At 65.5% G+C, this 15,958-nt stretch carries 16 protein-coding genes and 1 tRNA gene; 13 read left to right on the top strand and 4 right to left on the bottom strand.

Annotated features, from left to right (window positions below; all coding sequences use genetic code 11):
* Positions 1–3 precede the first annotated feature (3 nt).
* From ACX12L_RS12220 to ACX12L_RS12205, 4 genes are all read right to left on the bottom strand, one after another.
* Positions 4–720 (bottom strand): energy transducer TonB, encoded by a 717-nt coding sequence (locus ACX12L_RS12220; RefSeq protein ID WP_459262829.1) that lies wholly within the window; start codon positions 718–720, stop codon positions 4–6.
* 105 nt (positions 721–825) lie between these two features.
* Entirely contained in the window at positions 826–1,098 is a 273-nt protein-coding gene (locus ACX12L_RS12215; protein WP_459262828.1) for a (2Fe-2S)-binding protein, read from the bottom strand.
* A gap of 193 nt (positions 1,099–1,291) precedes the next feature.
* The gene (locus ACX12L_RS12210; protein ID WP_013519340.1) at positions 1,292–1,573 is read right to left on the bottom strand and encodes an SWIB/MDM2 domain-containing protein; all 282 of its coding nucleotides are present in this window, start codon (positions 1,571–1,573) and stop codon (positions 1,292–1,294) included.
* 161 nt (positions 1,574–1,734) lie between these two features.
* On the bottom strand, positions 1,735–2,640 hold the full coding sequence (locus ACX12L_RS12205; RefSeq protein ID WP_459262928.1) for a DMT family transporter: 906 nt from the start codon (positions 2,638–2,640) through the stop codon (positions 1,735–1,737).
* 380 nt (positions 2,641–3,020) lie between these two features.
* Here ACX12L_RS12205 and aceA point away from each other — a divergent pair, with 380 nt between their 5' ends.
* The 13 genes from aceA (at position 3,021) to ACX12L_RS12140 (ending at position 15,914) form a co-directional block, all read left to right on the top strand.
* Positions 3,021–4,352, top strand: a complete 1,332-nt coding sequence (gene aceA, locus ACX12L_RS12200) for an isocitrate lyase (RefSeq protein WP_459262827.1) — start codon at positions 3,021–3,023, stop codon at positions 4,350–4,352.
* Positions 4,353–4,638: 286 nt separating this feature from the next.
* On the top strand, positions 4,639–6,558 hold the full coding sequence (thrS, locus tag ACX12L_RS12195; protein WP_459262826.1) for a threonine--tRNA ligase: 1,920 nt from the start codon (positions 4,639–4,641) through the stop codon (positions 6,556–6,558).
* Between the two features lie 78 nt (positions 6,559–6,636).
* Entirely contained in the window at positions 6,637–7,236 is a 600-nt protein-coding gene (infC, locus tag ACX12L_RS12190; RefSeq protein ID WP_459262927.1) for a translation initiation factor IF-3, read from the top strand.
* Positions 7,237–7,408: 172 nt separating this feature from the next.
* Entirely contained in the window at positions 7,409–7,612 is a 204-nt protein-coding gene (rpmI, locus tag ACX12L_RS12185) for a 50S ribosomal protein L35 (protein ID WP_013519334.1), read from the top strand.
* 26 nt (positions 7,613–7,638) lie between these two features.
* A complete protein-coding gene (rplT, locus tag ACX12L_RS12180) occupies positions 7,639–7,998 on the top strand; it encodes a 50S ribosomal protein L20 (RefSeq protein ID WP_005795139.1) in 360 nt (119 codons plus the stop codon).
* A gap of 101 nt (positions 7,999–8,099) precedes the next feature.
* Complete coding sequence (gene pheS, locus ACX12L_RS12175; RefSeq protein ID WP_459262825.1) at positions 8,100–9,152, top strand: phenylalanine--tRNA ligase subunit alpha; 1,053 nt, start codon at positions 8,100–8,102, stop codon at positions 9,150–9,152.
* 123 nt (positions 9,153–9,275) lie between these two features.
* Positions 9,276–11,720 (top strand): phenylalanine--tRNA ligase subunit beta, encoded by a 2,445-nt coding sequence (gene pheT, locus ACX12L_RS12170; RefSeq protein ID WP_459262824.1) that lies wholly within the window; start codon positions 9,276–9,278, stop codon positions 11,718–11,720.
* Positions 11,717–12,067, top strand: coding sequence for an integration host factor subunit alpha (locus ACX12L_RS12165; RefSeq protein WP_459262823.1), 351 nt, complete (start codon positions 11,717–11,719; stop codon positions 12,065–12,067). Before pheT ends, ACX12L_RS12165 begins: the two co-directional genes overlap by 4 nt.
* A 99-nt stretch (positions 12,068–12,166) precedes the next feature.
* Positions 12,167–12,592, top strand: a complete 426-nt coding sequence (locus tag ACX12L_RS12160) for a MerR family transcriptional regulator (protein ID WP_459262822.1) — start codon at positions 12,167–12,169, stop codon at positions 12,590–12,592.
* Positions 12,593–12,625: 33 nt separating this feature from the next.
* Positions 12,626–12,702, top strand: a tRNA-Pro gene (locus ACX12L_RS12155).
* A 646-nt stretch (positions 12,703–13,348) separates the two neighbouring features.
* Positions 13,349–13,885 (top strand): RadC family protein, encoded by a 537-nt coding sequence (radC, locus tag ACX12L_RS12150; RefSeq protein WP_459262821.1) that lies wholly within the window; start codon positions 13,349–13,351, stop codon positions 13,883–13,885.
* 696 nt (positions 13,886–14,581) lie between these two features.
* A complete protein-coding gene (locus tag ACX12L_RS12145; RefSeq protein WP_459262820.1) occupies positions 14,582–14,986 on the top strand; it encodes a single-stranded DNA-binding protein in 405 nt (134 codons plus the stop codon).
* Positions 14,987–15,053: 67 nt separating this feature from the next.
* Positions 15,054–15,914 carry a DUF932 domain-containing protein gene (locus ACX12L_RS12140; protein WP_459262819.1) on the top strand — a complete coding sequence of 287 codons (861 nt, stop codon included), beginning with the start codon at positions 15,054–15,056 and terminating at the stop codon, positions 15,912–15,914.
* Positions 15,915–15,958 lie beyond the last annotated feature (44 nt).

Genomic DNA, 15,958 nt, shown 5'->3' with positions numbered 1-15,958 from the left:
GGTCTATTGTTGGAGAACGAAGTTGATGGGCTGCAGGTACCACATGGCCTCGGGCACGCCGTTGCGCGTGCCGGGCACGAAGCGCCAGCGCGAAACCGTGTCCACGGCCTGGCGGTCCAGGCGCTCGAAGCCGCTCGACTGCTTGATCTCGACCTTCTGCGGCAGGCCGTCGGTGCCTATCAGCACGCGCAGGACGATCTTGCCCTGCTCACCCAGGCGCTTGCTGACCGCGGGGTAGACCGGCTTGGGGTTGTTCAGGTGGCTGGCGTCGCTGGAAGGCTGAACGATGGCCGGCCCGGGCGGGGCCGTGGGCGCCGCAGGGGCCGGGGCAGGAGCGGCCTCGACCGGCGCGGCCGCCGGCTGCGGCTGCACCACGCCCACGGGCGCCGCGGGTGCCGGCGTGGGGTCGGCTATTGCCACGGGCATGGGCGCTGGGGCGGGTGCCGGTGCCGGGCGCGGCTTCGGGGGCGTGGGCTTTGGAGGCGCGGGCACGGGCTTCGGCGGCTGCGGCACGGGCGCCGGCGGGGTAGGCGGCGCGGGCGGTGTCGGTGCAAGAAACTCGCTCAGGACCTCGGCCGGGATGATGACTTCCGCGGCCTGGCGCATCAGCCCGGACTGCAGGGCCCACAGGCCGGCAGCATGCAGCAGCAGCACGGAGCCTGCGATCACGGCGTTGCGGCTCAACCCCCTGGGGGAGCCATATCGATCTGAATGCGACATAAAGTAATAGCGCCAGCACTTGTCCAGCAAGGGCTGGAAGCTAATACAAGCTTGGATATTCTGCCTATTTACGCAGGACCCACCAAGCGGATCCTATGACGATGATCAGACTTGCAGCGAGTGTTGAGAGCAGTTGCATGACGTACCTTCCTGGCAGGCTTTGGCAAGCTGGACGTCACTGGCTCCGACCTCCTTGCGGAGGGCGGCCACCGGCTGCGACGCGCAGCACTGCGCGACGACATCGCGCGCGCAGTCCTCGCAGTGCCCGCATTGGGTGGCAACGCCCAATTCGAACTGGATCTCATCGAAGCTCATACCTGCGCGCGCATGGCGTGCAATCTCGCGGTCGGAAACGCGGCGGCAAACACAGACGATCATGGTGCAGGCAGTCGTGGCTGGCTATGAAACGGTGGTCGGATTATAAATGAGAATTCATCGTATTTGCAGTTTGTATCCCCATTGCGATGTCGAATACTTCGGCTGCTGCTTGGCAGACACAAAAAAACCGGCACGAGGGCCGGTCTTTTTCGTCGCAGGCCCGCTGTGGCGCGGCCTGCCTGCCCGGGCGGGCTTATTTCACGTGCTTGCCGATCAGGCCGGCCATCTCGAACATCGAGACCTGGGGCTTGCCGAACACCTCCTTGAGCTTGGCGTCGGCATTGATCATGCGCTTGTTGGCGGCGTCCTGCAGGTTGTTGGCCTTGATGTAGACCCACAGCTTGCTGATGATCTCCGTGCGCGGCAACGGGGTGGCGCCGACCACGGCAGCCAGGGCCGGGCTGGGAGTCAGCGGCTTCATGAAAGCGGCATTGGGAGTGCGCTTCTTTGCGGGAGCGGTCTTTGCAGTTGCCATGTCGGGTGGTCCTTGTTGGAAGTGAAAAGTATCACCAGCGAAAACCTGCTCCACTGGCTAGCGGCGATGCTACTGGGAAAAAAACGCGTTTCCAAGGAGGGGGAGGTCTTTTTTGCCTCGATTTGTAGTGGCCCGGGAGGCTCCTTTGCACGGGTGGTGCTTCAGCGGCCGCGCCCGTGCCCCACGCGCCATGCCAGGCGCGAGGGCAGGGTGGCCAGCACCACGCTGGCCAGCGCCATGCCGAAGGCCAGCAGCTGGACCGGCGTAAAGCGCTCGCCCAGCGCCAGCACCCCGACCAGCGCCGCGCTCACGGGCAGCAGCACGGTGAACACGCCGCCCTGCGCAGCGGGCACGGCCTTGAGGCCCGTCATCCACAGCCACACGGTCCACATGCACGCGGCCAGCGCGTAGAACAGCAGCAGCAGCCACAGGCTCCAGGGCACGGCGGCGAAGTCGAAGCCCCAGGCGAAGTACATGCCGAGCGGCGTGGACAGCGCAAAGCCCCACAGATTGATGAGTGCGGTGATGCGCTTGGGGCCGAGCGCGCCGGTGAGCTTCTTGCCGATCACGGAATACGCACCCTCGCACACCGAGGCGCACAGCAGCAGGGCATAGCCCAGCCACTGCGTGTAGATGGCGTTTGCAGGATCTTTCCCAATGCTGGCGGGCGCCGCGTGCTCCTGCCTGGATAGCGCGAAAAGCGCGATGCCGGCGACCGCGCAGGCCACCGCCAGCCAGGTGCGCGGCGCCACCCGCTCATGCAGGAAGAGCCAGCTCATCACCGCCACGCAGGCGGGGATGGACGCCATGATCACGCCGGCCGAGGTGGCGCTGGTCAGGCTCACGCCGTAGATCATGCAGACGGTGAACAAAAAGTTGCCGAGCAGGGATTGCAGAAACAACAGGCCGCGGGTCTGCGCCGTCAGCGGCGCCTCCTGCGCGGGCCTTTTGATCCAGCCCAGCATGGCCACGCCGCCGATGCCGAAGCGCATCCAGACGAGCAGGAAAACCGGAAAGGCCGCGGCCAACGGCTTGGACAGCGCCACATAGCTGCCGACCAGCGTCATGCTGAGTGCCAGGCAGAGATAGGCGACGGGGCGGCTGGGGGTGTTCACGCGATGGAGGTGGGGGAAGGGGCGCACATCATGCACGATACGGCTGCGGCAGCGCGCCGTGGCCATCGCTTGCACAGGGAAAATTTCATGATGCGGAAGTTGGTTTTCTCATCGTGAATCATTGGTCTTGTTGCGGTGCAGAAAAATTTCTTGATATGAGAAATTGCTTTTCACAAAGAGGAATGATGTCCGCAAGTATTTGATTTGTATGGAATAAATTTATCTCTTATATAAGACATAAGAGCTTGCATTGGTCTTATATAAGACTTAGAGTTACATCCAAGGGCGCCGCATTGGCGTCTGTCGATTCCCTTACCTCTTGGAGAGCAAGCATGCCGAATTCCCTGAACGCACAATTGAGCCGTGAGCAGCAGATCGCAGCCCTGGAGAAGGACTGGGCCCAGAACCCCCGCTGGAAGAGCGTCAAGCGCGGCTACAGCGCCGCCGATGTGGTGCGCCTGCGTGGCAGCCTGCAGCCCCAGTACACGCTGGCCCAGCGCGGCGCGGAGAAGCTGTGGGAGCTGGTCAACGGCGGCGCCAAGAAGGGCTACGTGAACGCCTTCGGCGCCATCACTGCGGGCCAGGCGATGCAGCAGGCCAAGGCGGGCCTGGAGGCCGTGTACCTGTCGGGCTGGCAGGTGGCCGCCGACGGCAACACCAGCGAGACCATGTACCCCGACCAGTCGCTGTACGCCTATGACTCGGTGCCCACCATGGTGCGCCGCATCAACAACACCTTCAAGCGCGCCGACGAGATCCAGTGGGGCCGCGGCATCAACCCCGGCGACAAGGAATTCATCGACTACTTCCTGCCCATCGTGGCCGACGCCGAAGCCGGCTTCGGCGGCGTGCTCAACGCCTTCGAGCTGATGAAGAACATGATCGCCGCTGGCGCCGCCGGCGTGCACTTCGAAGACCAGCTGGCCGCCGTGAAGAAGTGCGGCCACATGGGCGGCAAGGTGCTGGTGCCGACCCAGGAAGCCTGCGAGAAGCTGATCGCCGCGCGCTTCGCCGCCGACGTGATGGGCGTGCCCACCATCGTGCTGGCCCGCACCGACGCCGAGGCCGCCAACCTGATCACCAGCGACCACGACGCCAACGACAAGCCCTTCCTGACCGGCGAGCGCACGCAGGAAGGCTTCTACCGCGTCAAGAACGGCCTGGAGCAGGCCATCAGCCGCGGCGTGGCCTACGCGCCCTATGCCGACCTGGTGTGGTGCGAGACCGGCACGCCCGACCTGGGCTTCGCCCGCGAGTTCGCGCAGGCCGTGCTTGCCGCCTGCCCGGGCAAGCTGCTGAGCTACAACTGCTCGCCGTCCTTCAACTGGAAGAAGAACCTGGACGACAAGACCATCGCACGCTTCCAGGACGAGCTCTCCGCGCTGGGCTACAAGTACCAGTTCATCACGCTGGCCGGCATCCACAGCAACTGGTTCAACACCTTCAAGTTCGCCCACGCCTACGCCCGTGGCGAAGGCATGAAGCACTACGTCGAGATGATCCAGGAACCCGAGTTCGCCGCACGCGAGCAGGGCTACACCTTCGTGTCGCACCAGCAGGAAGTGGGCGCGGGCTACTTCGACGACGTGACCACGGTGATCCAGGGCGGTTCGTCCAGCGTGAAGGCCCTGACCGGCTCCACCGAAGAAGAGCAGTTCCACTGATCCCGCGCAGAGCGCGCAAGGCCCGGAGCGCAGGCTTCGGGCCTTTTTCGTTGGCGCAGGGTAGAATCTGCGTCTTTCCAACACACAAGGGCGAGAAAGGCAATGTCGGTTATGACACCGCGAACTACGACGGAGACCTCCACCAGCCGCTGAGGCTGGCCGTTCGCGCCTGCACGAGACCACTTTCTCCCCCTCCCTCGAAAAGCGCGGACTGTGTTCCGCGCTTTTTGCTTTGGGGCCGGGAGCGCGCACCGTACCTCTTTCAGCTCACAAGGATTTGCACACCATGCTTCAGATCACGCTCCCCGATGGTTCCCGGCGCGAGTTTCCCGGCCCGGTGACGGTGGCCGATGTGGCCGCCTCGATTGGCTCCGGCCTGGCCAAGGCCGCGCTGGCGGGCAAGATCGGCGACAAGGTCGTCGATACCAGCTACCGGATCACGCAGGACAGCCCCTTGAGCATCGTCACGGCCAAGGACCCCGAGGGACTGGAGGTGATCCGCCACTCCACCGCTCACCTGCTGGCCTACGCCGTCAAGGAACTGTTCCCCGACGCGCAGGTGACCATCGGCCCGGTGATCGAGAACGGCTTCTACTACGACTTTGCCTACAAGCGCCCGTTCACGCCCGAGGACCTGACGGCGATCGAGAAGCGCATGACGGAACTCGCCGCCAAGGACGAGCCCGTGGTGCGCCGCGTGCTGCCGCGCGACGAGGCCGTTGCGTACTTCAAGGGCCTGGGCGAGCACTACAAGGCCGAGATCATCGCCAGCATCCCGAGCAACGAGGACGTGAGCCTGTACCGCGAGGGCGGCTTCGAGGACCTGTGCCGCGGCCCCCACGTGCCCAGCACCGGCAAGCTGAAGTTCTTCAAGCTGATGAAGGTGGCCGGCGCCTACTGGCGCGGCGACCACCGCAACGAGATGCTGCAGCGCGTCTATGGCACGGCCTGGGCCACCAAGGACGAGCTGAACCAGTACCTGCACATGCTGGAAGAGGCCGAAAAGCGCGACCACCGCCGCCTGGGCCGCGAGCTGGACCTGTTCCACATCGACGAGCATTCGCCCGGCACGGTGTTCTGGCATCCCAAGGGCTGGACGCTGTGGCAGGAGGTGGAGCAGTACATGCGCCGCGTGTACCGCGACAACGGCTACCAGGAAGTCAAGGCGCCGCAGATCCTCGACAAGGGTCTGTGGGAGAAGACCGGCCACTGGGACAAGTACCGCGAGAACATGTTCGTCACCGAGAGCGAGAAGCGCGACTACGCGCTCAAGCCGATGAACTGCCCGGGCCACATCCTGATCTTCAAGCAGGGCATCAAGAGCTACCGCGACCTGCCGCTGCGCTACGGCGAGTTCGGCCAGTGCCACCGCAACGAGCCCACGGGCGGCCTGCACGGCATCATGCGCGTACGCGGCTTCACGCAGGACGATGGCCACATCTTCTGCACCGAGGACCAGATTCAGCCCGAGGTGCTGGCGTTCACGCGGCTCCTGCAGAAGGTCTACCAGGACTTCGGCTTCACCGACATCGTCTACAAGGTCGCCACGCGGCCCGACGCGCGCATCGGTTCGGACGAGATCTGGGACAAGGCCGAGGCGGCGCTCATCGAGAGCCTGAAGGCCTCGGGCTGCGACTTCGAGATCTCGCCCGGCGAGGGCGCGTTCTACGGCCCCAAGATCGAGTACACGCTCAAGGACGCGATTGGCCGCCACTGGCAGTGCGGCACCATCCAGGTGGATTTCTCGATGCCCGAGCGGCTGGACGCCGAATACGTGGGCGAGGACGGCGGCCGCCACCGCCCGGTGATGCTGCACCGCGCCATCGTCGGTTCGCTCGAGCGCTTCATCGGCATCCTGATCGAGCAGCACGCGGGCGCGCTGCCGGTGTGGCTGGCGCCGGTGCAGGTGGCGGTGCTCAACATCACCGACGCGCAGAGCGATTACTGTCGCGAAATTGCCGCAAAGCTGCAGAAAGCGCTGCCGCATCAAGATCTTAGGGTGGTCCAGGATCTGCGTAACGAAAAGATTACGTATAAAATACGCGAGCATGCGCTGCAAAAGCTGCCCTACATCCTGGTCGCGGGCGACAAGGAGAAGGCGGCCGGAGCCGTCGCAGTGCGCGCCCGGGGCAATAAAGACCTGGGTGTGATGTCCCTCGACGCCTTTGTCGAACTGATCGCACGGGACATCGCCTCCAAAGCCTGATTTTTAAGTCAAAACTGGCCTTAGAGCGCACAGGTGGTGCGTGAGCAGCTACGCTTTTCGTAGCATTTTTGATTGAAGGTGAGAGCCATCGCTACTGAATTTCGTGACCGTCGCCAGCGCGAGGAGCGCAAGCACCGCCTGAACCGGGAAATCATGGCGCCCGAAGTGCGCCTGTCCGGCCCTGACAACGAGCCCCTGGGCATCGTCAGCCTGCAAGAGGCTCTGCGCATGGCGGGCGACCTGGATGTGGACCTGGTGGAGATCGCCGCCACGGCCACGCCGCCGGTGTGCCGGTTGATGGACTACGGCAAGTTCAAGTACCAGGAACAGAAGAAGGCTGCCGAGGCCAAGGCCAAGCAGACGGTCATCGACATCAAGGAAGTCAAGTTCCGCCCCGGTACGGACGATGGCGACTACAACATCAAGCTGCGCAACATCCGCCGCTTCCTGGCCGATGGCGACAAGGTGAAGGTCACGCTGCGCTTTCGCGGCCGCGAGATCACGCACCAGGAACTGGGACTGGCCCTGCTCAACCGCCTGCGCGACGAGCTGGCCGACAGCATCCAGGTGGAGCAGTTCCCCAAGCTCGAAGGCCGCCAGATGATCATGATGATCGCGCCGGCGCGCAAGAAGCCCGGGGCCAAGCCCGCGGCGGATGCCGCGGCAGCGGCCGCGTAGGCGAGAGGATTTGGCCGGCGCCCGCCGCAAGGCGGGTGCCGGCCGATAGGCCATGCGAAAGCATGGCCGCACGGCGGGCGCAAGCCCGCCGCTTGAAAAAGTGGCTCGGGGCCAACAAGGTTGCACAGCGGTGTGCAAACGCCTCACGAGCACAAGCAACAGGAGCATTCACATGCCCAAAATGAAGACCAAGAGCAGCGCGAAGAAGCGTTTTCGCGTTCGTCCGGGTGGCACCGTCAAGCGCGGTCAAGCCTTCAAGCGTCACATCCTGACCAAGAAGACCACCAAGAACAAGCGCCAGTTGCGTGGTGCAGTGGCCGTGCATGAGACCAACATGGGTCACATGGCACAGATGCTGCCCTTTGCCGGCCTGTAATCAACTGACGAACAAGGAGAAAGCACATGCCTCGCGTCAAACGTGGTGTTACGGCCCGCGCCCGTCACAAGAAGGTTCTCGCCCTGGCCAAGGGTTTCCGCGGCCGCCGCGGCAACGTCTTCCGCATCGCCAAGCAGGCGGTGATGAAGGCCGGGCAATACGCCTACCGTGACCGCCGTACCAAGAAGCGCGTGTTCCGCCAGCTGTGGATCGCCCGTATCAACGCCGCTGCCCGTGAACTGGGCCTGACCTACAGCCAGTTCGCCAACGGCCTGAAGAAGGCGTCCATCGAGATCGACCGCAAGATGCTGGCCGACCTCGCGGTGCATGACAAGGCTGCCTTCGGCAGCATCGTGGAGCAAGTCAAGGCCAAGCTGGCCGCTTGAGTTCACGACTGTCAGCTATGTTCTTCATAGCTTTCAGCGCGCAAACAACAAGGGCTAGGGCTTGAGAAGGCGCTAGCCCTTGTTTCTTTTCAAGAGTCGATATGAACGAGTTGGATTCCTTGGTCGAAAGCGCGCGCGAGTCGTTCGCGCGCTCTGCAACCCCCGCCGAACTGGAGAACGCCAAGGCGCAGTTCCTGGGCAAGTCGGGCCGCCTGACCGAGCTGATGAAGGGCATGGCGCAGCTCTCGCCCGATGAGAAGAAGACGCGCGGCGCGGCGATCAACGTGGCCAAGCAGGCGGTGGAGGCGCTGCTCGCGGCGCGCCGCCAGGCGCTGGCCGATGCGGAGCTGCAGCGCCAGCTCCAGGCCGAGGCGCTGGACGTGACGCTGCCCGGCCGCAAGCAGGGGCGCGGCGGGCTGCACCCGGTGTCGCTCACGCTCGAGCGCATCGAGGGCATCTTCGGCTCCATGGGCTTCGACGTGGCCGACGGCCCCGAGATCGAGACCGACTGGTTCAACTTCACGGCCCTCAACACGCCCGAGGACCATCCCGCGCGCTCCATGCACGACACCTTCTACGTGGAAGGCGGCACGAGCGAGGCGCCCCACCTGCTGCGCACGCACACCAGCCCCATGCAGGTGCGCTACGCGGTGCAGCACGTCAAGAAATACCGCCACCTGATCGACGCGGGCCAGCCCATGCCCGAGATCCGCGTGATCGCGCCGGGCCGCACCTACCGCGTGGACAGCGACGCCACGCACTCGCCCATGTTCCACCAGTGCGAGGGCCTGTGGATCGGCGAGAACGTGAGCTTCAAGGACCTGAAGGTCGTGTTCACGGCCTTCTGCAGGACCTTCTTCGAGAGCGACGACCTCGTGCTGCGCTTCCGGCCCAGCTTCTTCCCGTTCACCGAGCCCAGCGCCGAGATCGACATCCAGTTCCAGAGCGGCCCGCTGGCCGGCCGCTGGCTGGAGGTGGCGGGCAGCGGCCAGGTGCACCCCAACGTGGTGCGCAACATGGGGCTGGACCCCGAGCGCTTCATCGGCTTCGCCTTCGGCATGGGGCCGGACCGGCTGACCATGCTGCGCTATGGCGTGAACGATTTGCGCCTGTTCTTCGACGGCGACATCCGCTTCCTGTCGCAGTTCCAGTAACGCACGAAAAGAGGAGCTGCCAGCGCTTTCCAGCAAAGGGTTTCAGGCTATTTTTATATTGAAACCAAGACACAGAAAGCGCCAGCAGCTCACTTTAAAAGAGCACGCCAAAGAAGTCTGACTATGCAATTTCCTGAATCCTGGTTGCGAGAGTTCTGCAACCCGCCTTTGAGCACCCAAGAGCTGGCCGACACCCTGACGATGGCGGGGCTGGAGGTCGAGGAGCTCCAGCCCGTCGCCCCGCCGTTCAGAAGAATAGTCGTCGGCGAGATCAAGGAGGCCGCGCAGCACCCCAACGCCGACCGCCTGCGCGTGTGCCAGGTGGACGTGGGCCAGCCCGAGCTGCTCAACATCGTCTGCGGCGCGCCCAACGCGCGCGTGGGCATCCGCGTGCCGTGCGCCATGGTGGGCGCCGAGCTGCCTCCGGGCGAGGACGGCAAGCCCTTCCTCATCAAGGTGGGCAAGCTGCGCGGCGTGGAGAGCCACGGCATGCTGTGCTCGGCGCGCGAGCTGAAACTGTCCGAGGACCATGGCGGCCTGCTGGAGCTGCCCGCCGACGCGCCGCTGGGCCAGGACATCCGCGAATACCTGAAGCTTGACGACACGCTGTTCACGCTCAAGCTCACGCCCAACCTCGCGCATTGCCTGAGCGTCTACGGCGTCGCGCGCGAAGTGTCCGCGCTCACCGGCGCGCCGCTCAAGGCGCCGCAGTTCCCGAAGGCTGCAGCCGCCATCGATGACCGCCTGCCCGTGCGCGTGAGCGCGCCCGACCTGTGCGGGCGCTTCTCGGGCCGCGTGGTGCGGGGCGTGAACCCGCGCGCGCAGACGCCGCAGTGGATGGTCGATCGCCTCGCGCGCTGCGGCCAGCGCAGCGTGGCGCCGCTCGTGGACATCTCCAACTACGTGATGTTCGAATTCGGCCGGCCGTCCCACATCTTCGACCTGGACAAGATCCACGGCGGCCTCGACGTGCGCTGGGGCAGGGCGGGCGAGCAGCTCAAGCTGCTCAACGGCAACACCATCACCGTCGACGGGAAGGTCGGCGTGATCGCCGACGAGCGCGAAGTGGAATCGCTCGCGGGCATCATGGGCGGCGACGCCACGGCCGTCTCCGACGACACGCGCAACATCTACGTGGAGGCCGCCTTCTGGTGGCCCGAGGCCGTGGCCGGCCGCTCGCGCCGCTACAACTTCGCGACCGACGCGGGCCACCGCTTCGAGCGCGGCGTGGACCCCGAGCTCACCGTGGAGCACATCGAGCGCATCACGCAGCTCATCGTCGAGATCTGTGGCACGCCCGAGACGGCCCTGGGCCCCATCGACGACCAGCGCGTGAACATGCCCGCGCAGAACGCCGTGCGCATGCGCGTGGCGCGCGCGGCCAAGGTCATCGGCATGCCGCTCACGCAGGCGCAATGCGCGGACGCGCTCAGGCGCCTGGGCCTGCCGGTGCAGGAGGAGGAGGGCGCCGTCACCGTGCTGCCGCCGTCCTTCCGCTTCGACCTGCGCCTGGAGGAAGACCTGATCGAGGAAGTCGCGCGCGTGGTGGGCTACAACAACCTGCCCACCAATCCGCCGCTCGCCCCCATCACGCCGAAGCTGCGCGCCGAGTCGCGCCGCAGCAGCTTCGCCGTGCGCCGCGAGCTCGCGGCCCTGGGCTACCAGGAAACCATCAACTTCAGCTTCGTCGAGGAGCGCTGGGAGAAGGAGCTGGCCGGCAACGCCGCGCCCATCAGGCTGCTCAACCCCATCGCCAGCCAGCTGAGCGTGATGCGCTCGTCGCTGCTGGGCTCGCTGCTGCAGGTGCTCAAGTTCAACCTGGACCGCAAGGCCGGCCGCGTGCGCGTGTTCGAGCTCGGCCGCGTGTTCCTGCGCGACGCCGGCGTACAGGGCAGCGACAGCAGTGTGGAGGGCTATGCCCAGCCCATGCGCGTGGCGGGCCTGGCCCATGGCACGGCCGACGCGCTGCAATGGGGCCGCAAGGACAAGGCCGTGGACTTCTACGACGCCAAGGGCGACGTGGAGGCGCTGCTGGCACCGCTGCGCCCCGTGTTCGAACCGGCCGCGCACCCTGCGCTGCACCCGGGCCGCTGCGCGCGCGTGCTGCTCGACGGCAAGGCCATCGGCTTCGTCGGCGAACTGCACCCGCAGTGGCGCCAGTCCTGGGAACTGTCCGCGGCGCCGGTGATGTTCGAGCTCGAACTCGATGCCGTGCTGCAGCGCAAGGTGCCGGCCTTCCGCGCCGTGGCCAAGCGCCAGTTCGTGGAGCGCGACATCGCCGTGGTCGTGGCCGAGCGCGTCACCCATGACGAGATGACGGGCGCCATCGCCGCCGCCCTGCCGGGCGAACTGCTGCGCTCGGCCGTGCTGTTCGACGTGTTCCGGCCCCAGCCGCCGCGTGCGGGCGAGAGCGCGCCGGCGGGCGCGCTGGCCCAGGGCGAAAAGAGCCTGGCCATACGCCTGACGCTGGGCAGCGACAGCGCCGCGCTGACGGATACGGAAATCGACGCTGCCGTGCAGACCGTGCTGCAGGCGCTGGCCCAACGGACGGGAGCGAGGCTGCGATGACATCGGGAATGGAAACCGGCGCGATCGAATTCGCGGTGGAGAGCCTGGAGTCCCCGGCCCTGACCAAGGCGCAGCTGGCGGACCTGCTGTTCGAGCACATAGGCCTGAACAAGCGCGAGTCCAAGGACATGGTGGACGCGTTCTTCGACCTCATCGTGCAAAGCCTGGTCGATGGCCAGGACGTGAAGCTCTCGGGCTTCGGCAACTTCCAGATCCGCACCAAGGCCCCGCGGCCCGGGCGCAACCCGCGCACGGGCGAGGCCATTCCCATCGAGGCGCGGCGCGTGGTGACGTTCCATGCCAGCAGCAAGCTCAAGGAGCAGATCCAGGGCCAGTCCAAGGCCTGAAACAGTTGACACTGTGTTGCGTTTGCTGGTCCTTGGGCGCTGGTGGGCGCGGAGCGCCTGCAGTACCCTCGACGGTTTCCGCTCATTCGCGCATATTCCATGAGCACCTTGCTGCCCCCCATTCCGGCCAAGCGCTACTTCACGATTGGTGAGGTGGCGGATCTGTGCGGCGTCAAGCCCCATGTCTTGCGCTACTGGGAGCAGGAGTTCACGCAGCTCAGGCCCGTCAAGCGTCGCGGCAACCGCCGCTACTACCAGCACCACGAGGTGCTGATGATCCGCCGCATCCGCGACCTGCTGTACGACCAGGGATTCACCATCAGCGGCGCGCGCAACCGGCTGCAGGAACTGGTGCATGCGGACAAGGGCGCGCGCGGCGCCTCGCTGCCCGGGCTCGACGATGAGCAGGCATTGCACGGGGAGCCCGGCGCGCAGCCCGCGGAGGGCGGCGCGCCGCGCGCCTTGCCCCTTGGCTCCGCACAGCTGAGAAAAGAATTGGAAGAAATTCGCGCACTTCTTTTTTAGTGCTGTTTTTTCGCTATAGAATACAAGTCTTGTCGGCGTGTAGCGCAGCCTGGTAGCGCACTTGCATGGGGTGCAAGGGGTCGCGAGTTCGAATCCCGCCACGCCGACCAATAAAATCAACGGGTTAGCTCAGAAATGAGCTAGCCCGTTTTTCTTTTTGGCGCTCCGGGGGTAAACCGGGGGGTAAACCGCCGTTGCGCAGGCCGTTCTGATGACGGCCTCACGAAGAACCCACGTCGTAGCAACAGGCTTTTTGTTCTCACAGGGTCTTGCATGTAGGCGTCTGTGGCGGTCAAGCAACGCCTGCCGGTCTTTGCGCCACCGGACGACAAAAAAGTTCGTGTTCGCGAAATGGGTTTTTGGCGACATGTTCTGGTGACGTGTCGCTAACGGGGTCACGTTTGATCTGCGCTCGGTTTGTGTGCGGAGTTGCCCTTGGGGGACGGAGCGTCCCGGCGTACCGCCGTCGGGCTCTGCGGGCTGCGCCCCGCGCCCCTGCAGGTCGCGGCCATAAGGCTCCGATCCCTGACGCCTCCGGCCGTCCCGGCCTGCGCGCTGCGCTTGCCTGTCTCACGCCTGCTGGTGTGGTGGGGCTGGCTTGCTGGTCCCTTCATCCTTGCACACCGTTCTCGCCGTCAAGGTCTGCGCGCACCTTGTGCGCTGGCGGCCTCTCGGCCGTCTTCGAACCTGTGACTGCTGCGCTGCGGCGTGCCGGTTCCGGTCTCGGGCAATCCCGCCCGATCATCGGAGTTGGTCATGCAGCACGATCTGTTCTCTTCCCTCGATTCGTTCCTGTCGGTGCCCGCTGGTTCTGGCGGCTTGCTCATCCGCGATGTAACCGGGCAGTACCGTCCGGCTGAGGCCGACGAGGTTTTGCTGGCCGCGCAGCGCCTGCTGGCGGCCCAAGTGCGTGGCAGCGACCTGATGGACTCGCCTGCAGTGGTCAAGGAATTCCTGCGCTCTCGCCTGGGCCATCTGCCGCACGAAGTGTTTGCGGTGATGCACCTGGACTCACAGAACCGTGTGCTGGACTACGTCGAGATGTTCCGGGGCACGGTGAGTCAGACCTCGGTCTACCCACGTGAGGTGGTGCGCGATGCTCTTCTGCGCAACAGCAGCGCATTGGTCCTGGTGCACAACCACCCCAGTGGCGAAGCGCGTCCGTCGCGAGCCGACGAACACCTGACGCAGACGATCAAGCAGGCCACGGCACTGGTCGACGTGCGGGTGCTAGACCACTTCATCGTGGCGGGTGAGGTGGTCTGCTCCATGGCAGAAATCGGCCTCGTTTGAGCCAGGGGGCTTCGCCCCCTTTTGTTCTTCGTTTAAGTGCGCGCTGCGCGCGCGGATCGAAGAGCGGCTGACCAGGCCGGCACAGCCGGCAGCATGGTGTTGCGGCCCTGTCCCGTGCCCGGGGATCGCGGTCTGGTTTCCTTCCCGCTGTGCGGGAAAGAGCCCGCTGGACGAACTGGCGCTTGGGCCACTCCCGCCGCTGCGCTGTGGTCTCGTCCCGTCCGCCAGATCGTCCCCCCGGTCACCCGCCATGCCCGAAGCCGGGCCGCTGGGAATGCCGGAGACAGTAAACCACTGGAGTGATCGCAGCGGCTCGAACGTCGCGCCAGTCGCTGCGCTTGGTGTCACGCCGTCCGCAGAGTCGCCGCTGCTCATTTCACCCGGTCGCCTGTGCTGTGCTGGTCGCCCGAAGAGGCTAGGGCAGCGCGTGCGCCAATGGGCCCACCGTTCTCCCCCCACGGCGCCCCCATCCACAGGTGAGGGGGACTTGTGGGGGGATCTTTCAGCGGTGGGCCAGGTAACTGGCTCACTGCTTCGTGCTGCAAGGTTTCCCCATCCCCCACCCCTTCCCGAGGGAAGGGGCCTTGCCCACCCCCCGCCCGCCCGTGGGCGGGAGCGAGGGAGTCCGAGCAAGAGGATCGGTTTTGAGGAGCCCGGATCGGGGTCCGGCTGGTCGCTCTTGCAAGGAGTTTCACCATGGCAAATGTTCAAGTCATCCAGCGCCACGCGCACCTGGCCGGTGCCGTCAAGCTCGAATTCGTCAGCGGGCGCGAAGGCCGTCTCGCCAAGGCGACGCTGACCGCCATCAGCAACCAGTACCGCGGCAGCGGTGAAGACCGCGAGGAACGCGCGGTCGCCGTTCAGTGGACCCTCTGGGGCAAGCAGGCCGAACACGCCGCCGAGTACCTGGGCAAGGGCTCCCACGTCAACGTGGTGGGGCGCCTGCACAACACCCAGTACCAGGACGGAGACGGCCGCGAGGTCTACGGCATGGCGTTCACCGTCGAAGACATCGACTACCTCGACAGCAAGGCCGAAAGCGAAGCCCGCCGCAGCCGCAGCGCGCAGGAGCTGCACAACCCAATGCCAGCCACCGCCTGAAGCACACCACCGGGCGCCAGCCGCCCGGTCTCCATCTCACTCATCCATCCCGAACCAGGAGCACACCATGATCTCCACCGCCCATTCCCCCCGTCTGGCCGCCCGCTTCGGCCAGAACACGTTTGTGATCCGCAGCGAAAGCCCACTGGCCGAAGATCAGATGCGCCGCGCTGCCCCGTCCATCTTTGCCGAAGGAAAACACGGCAGCCGTTCCGAGCGCTACACCTACATTCCCACCATCGACGTGCTGCGCAGTCTGCGCCATGAAGGGTTCGAGCCCTTTATGGTGGCGCAAAGCAAAAGTCGCATCGAAGGCAAGACCGAGTTCACCAAACACATGATCCGCATGCGCCACGCGGGGCAGGTGAGTACCCGCCCCGAGGCCAACGAGATCATCCTGATCAACAGCCACGACGGCGCCAGCAGCTACCAGATGCTTGCGGGCGTGTTCCGCTTTGTCTGCTGCAACGGTCTGGTGGTGGGTGATGTCACCAACGACATCCGCATCCCGCACAAGGGCAACATCCGTGACGAGGTGATCGAAGGCGCTTTCCGGGTGCTGGAGGACTTCGAGGCCGTGGACGCGTCCACCGACGGCATGAAGGCCCTGAGCCTGCAGCCCGAAGAACAGAGGGCCTTTGCCACCGCCGCCCTGGCATTGCGCTACGGTGCGCGAGGGGAGGGCGAACCACCGGCCCCGGTCACCGCCGATCAACTGATCGAAGCCCGCCGTCCGGAAGACTTCGGCGCCAGTCTCTGGACCACGTTCCAGCGCGTGCAGGAGAACGCGATGAAGGGCGGCCAGCCGGGCCGTGGTGCCAAGGGCCGGCGCCTGCACACGCGCCCGGTGGCCAGCATTGACCGCAGCGTGAGCCTGAACCGGGCGCTGTGGGTGCTAGCCGAAGAGATGCGCAAGCTCAAGGCCTGAACGGGGCCAACATCACACCGCCCCAACGCTGGGCGGTGTGGTCC

It is taken from the genome of Alicycliphilus sp. T452, from assembly GCF_054512775.1.
The sequence above is the reverse complement of the archived record's forward strand: the minus strand, read 5'-3'. Positions and strand labels throughout refer to the sequence as shown.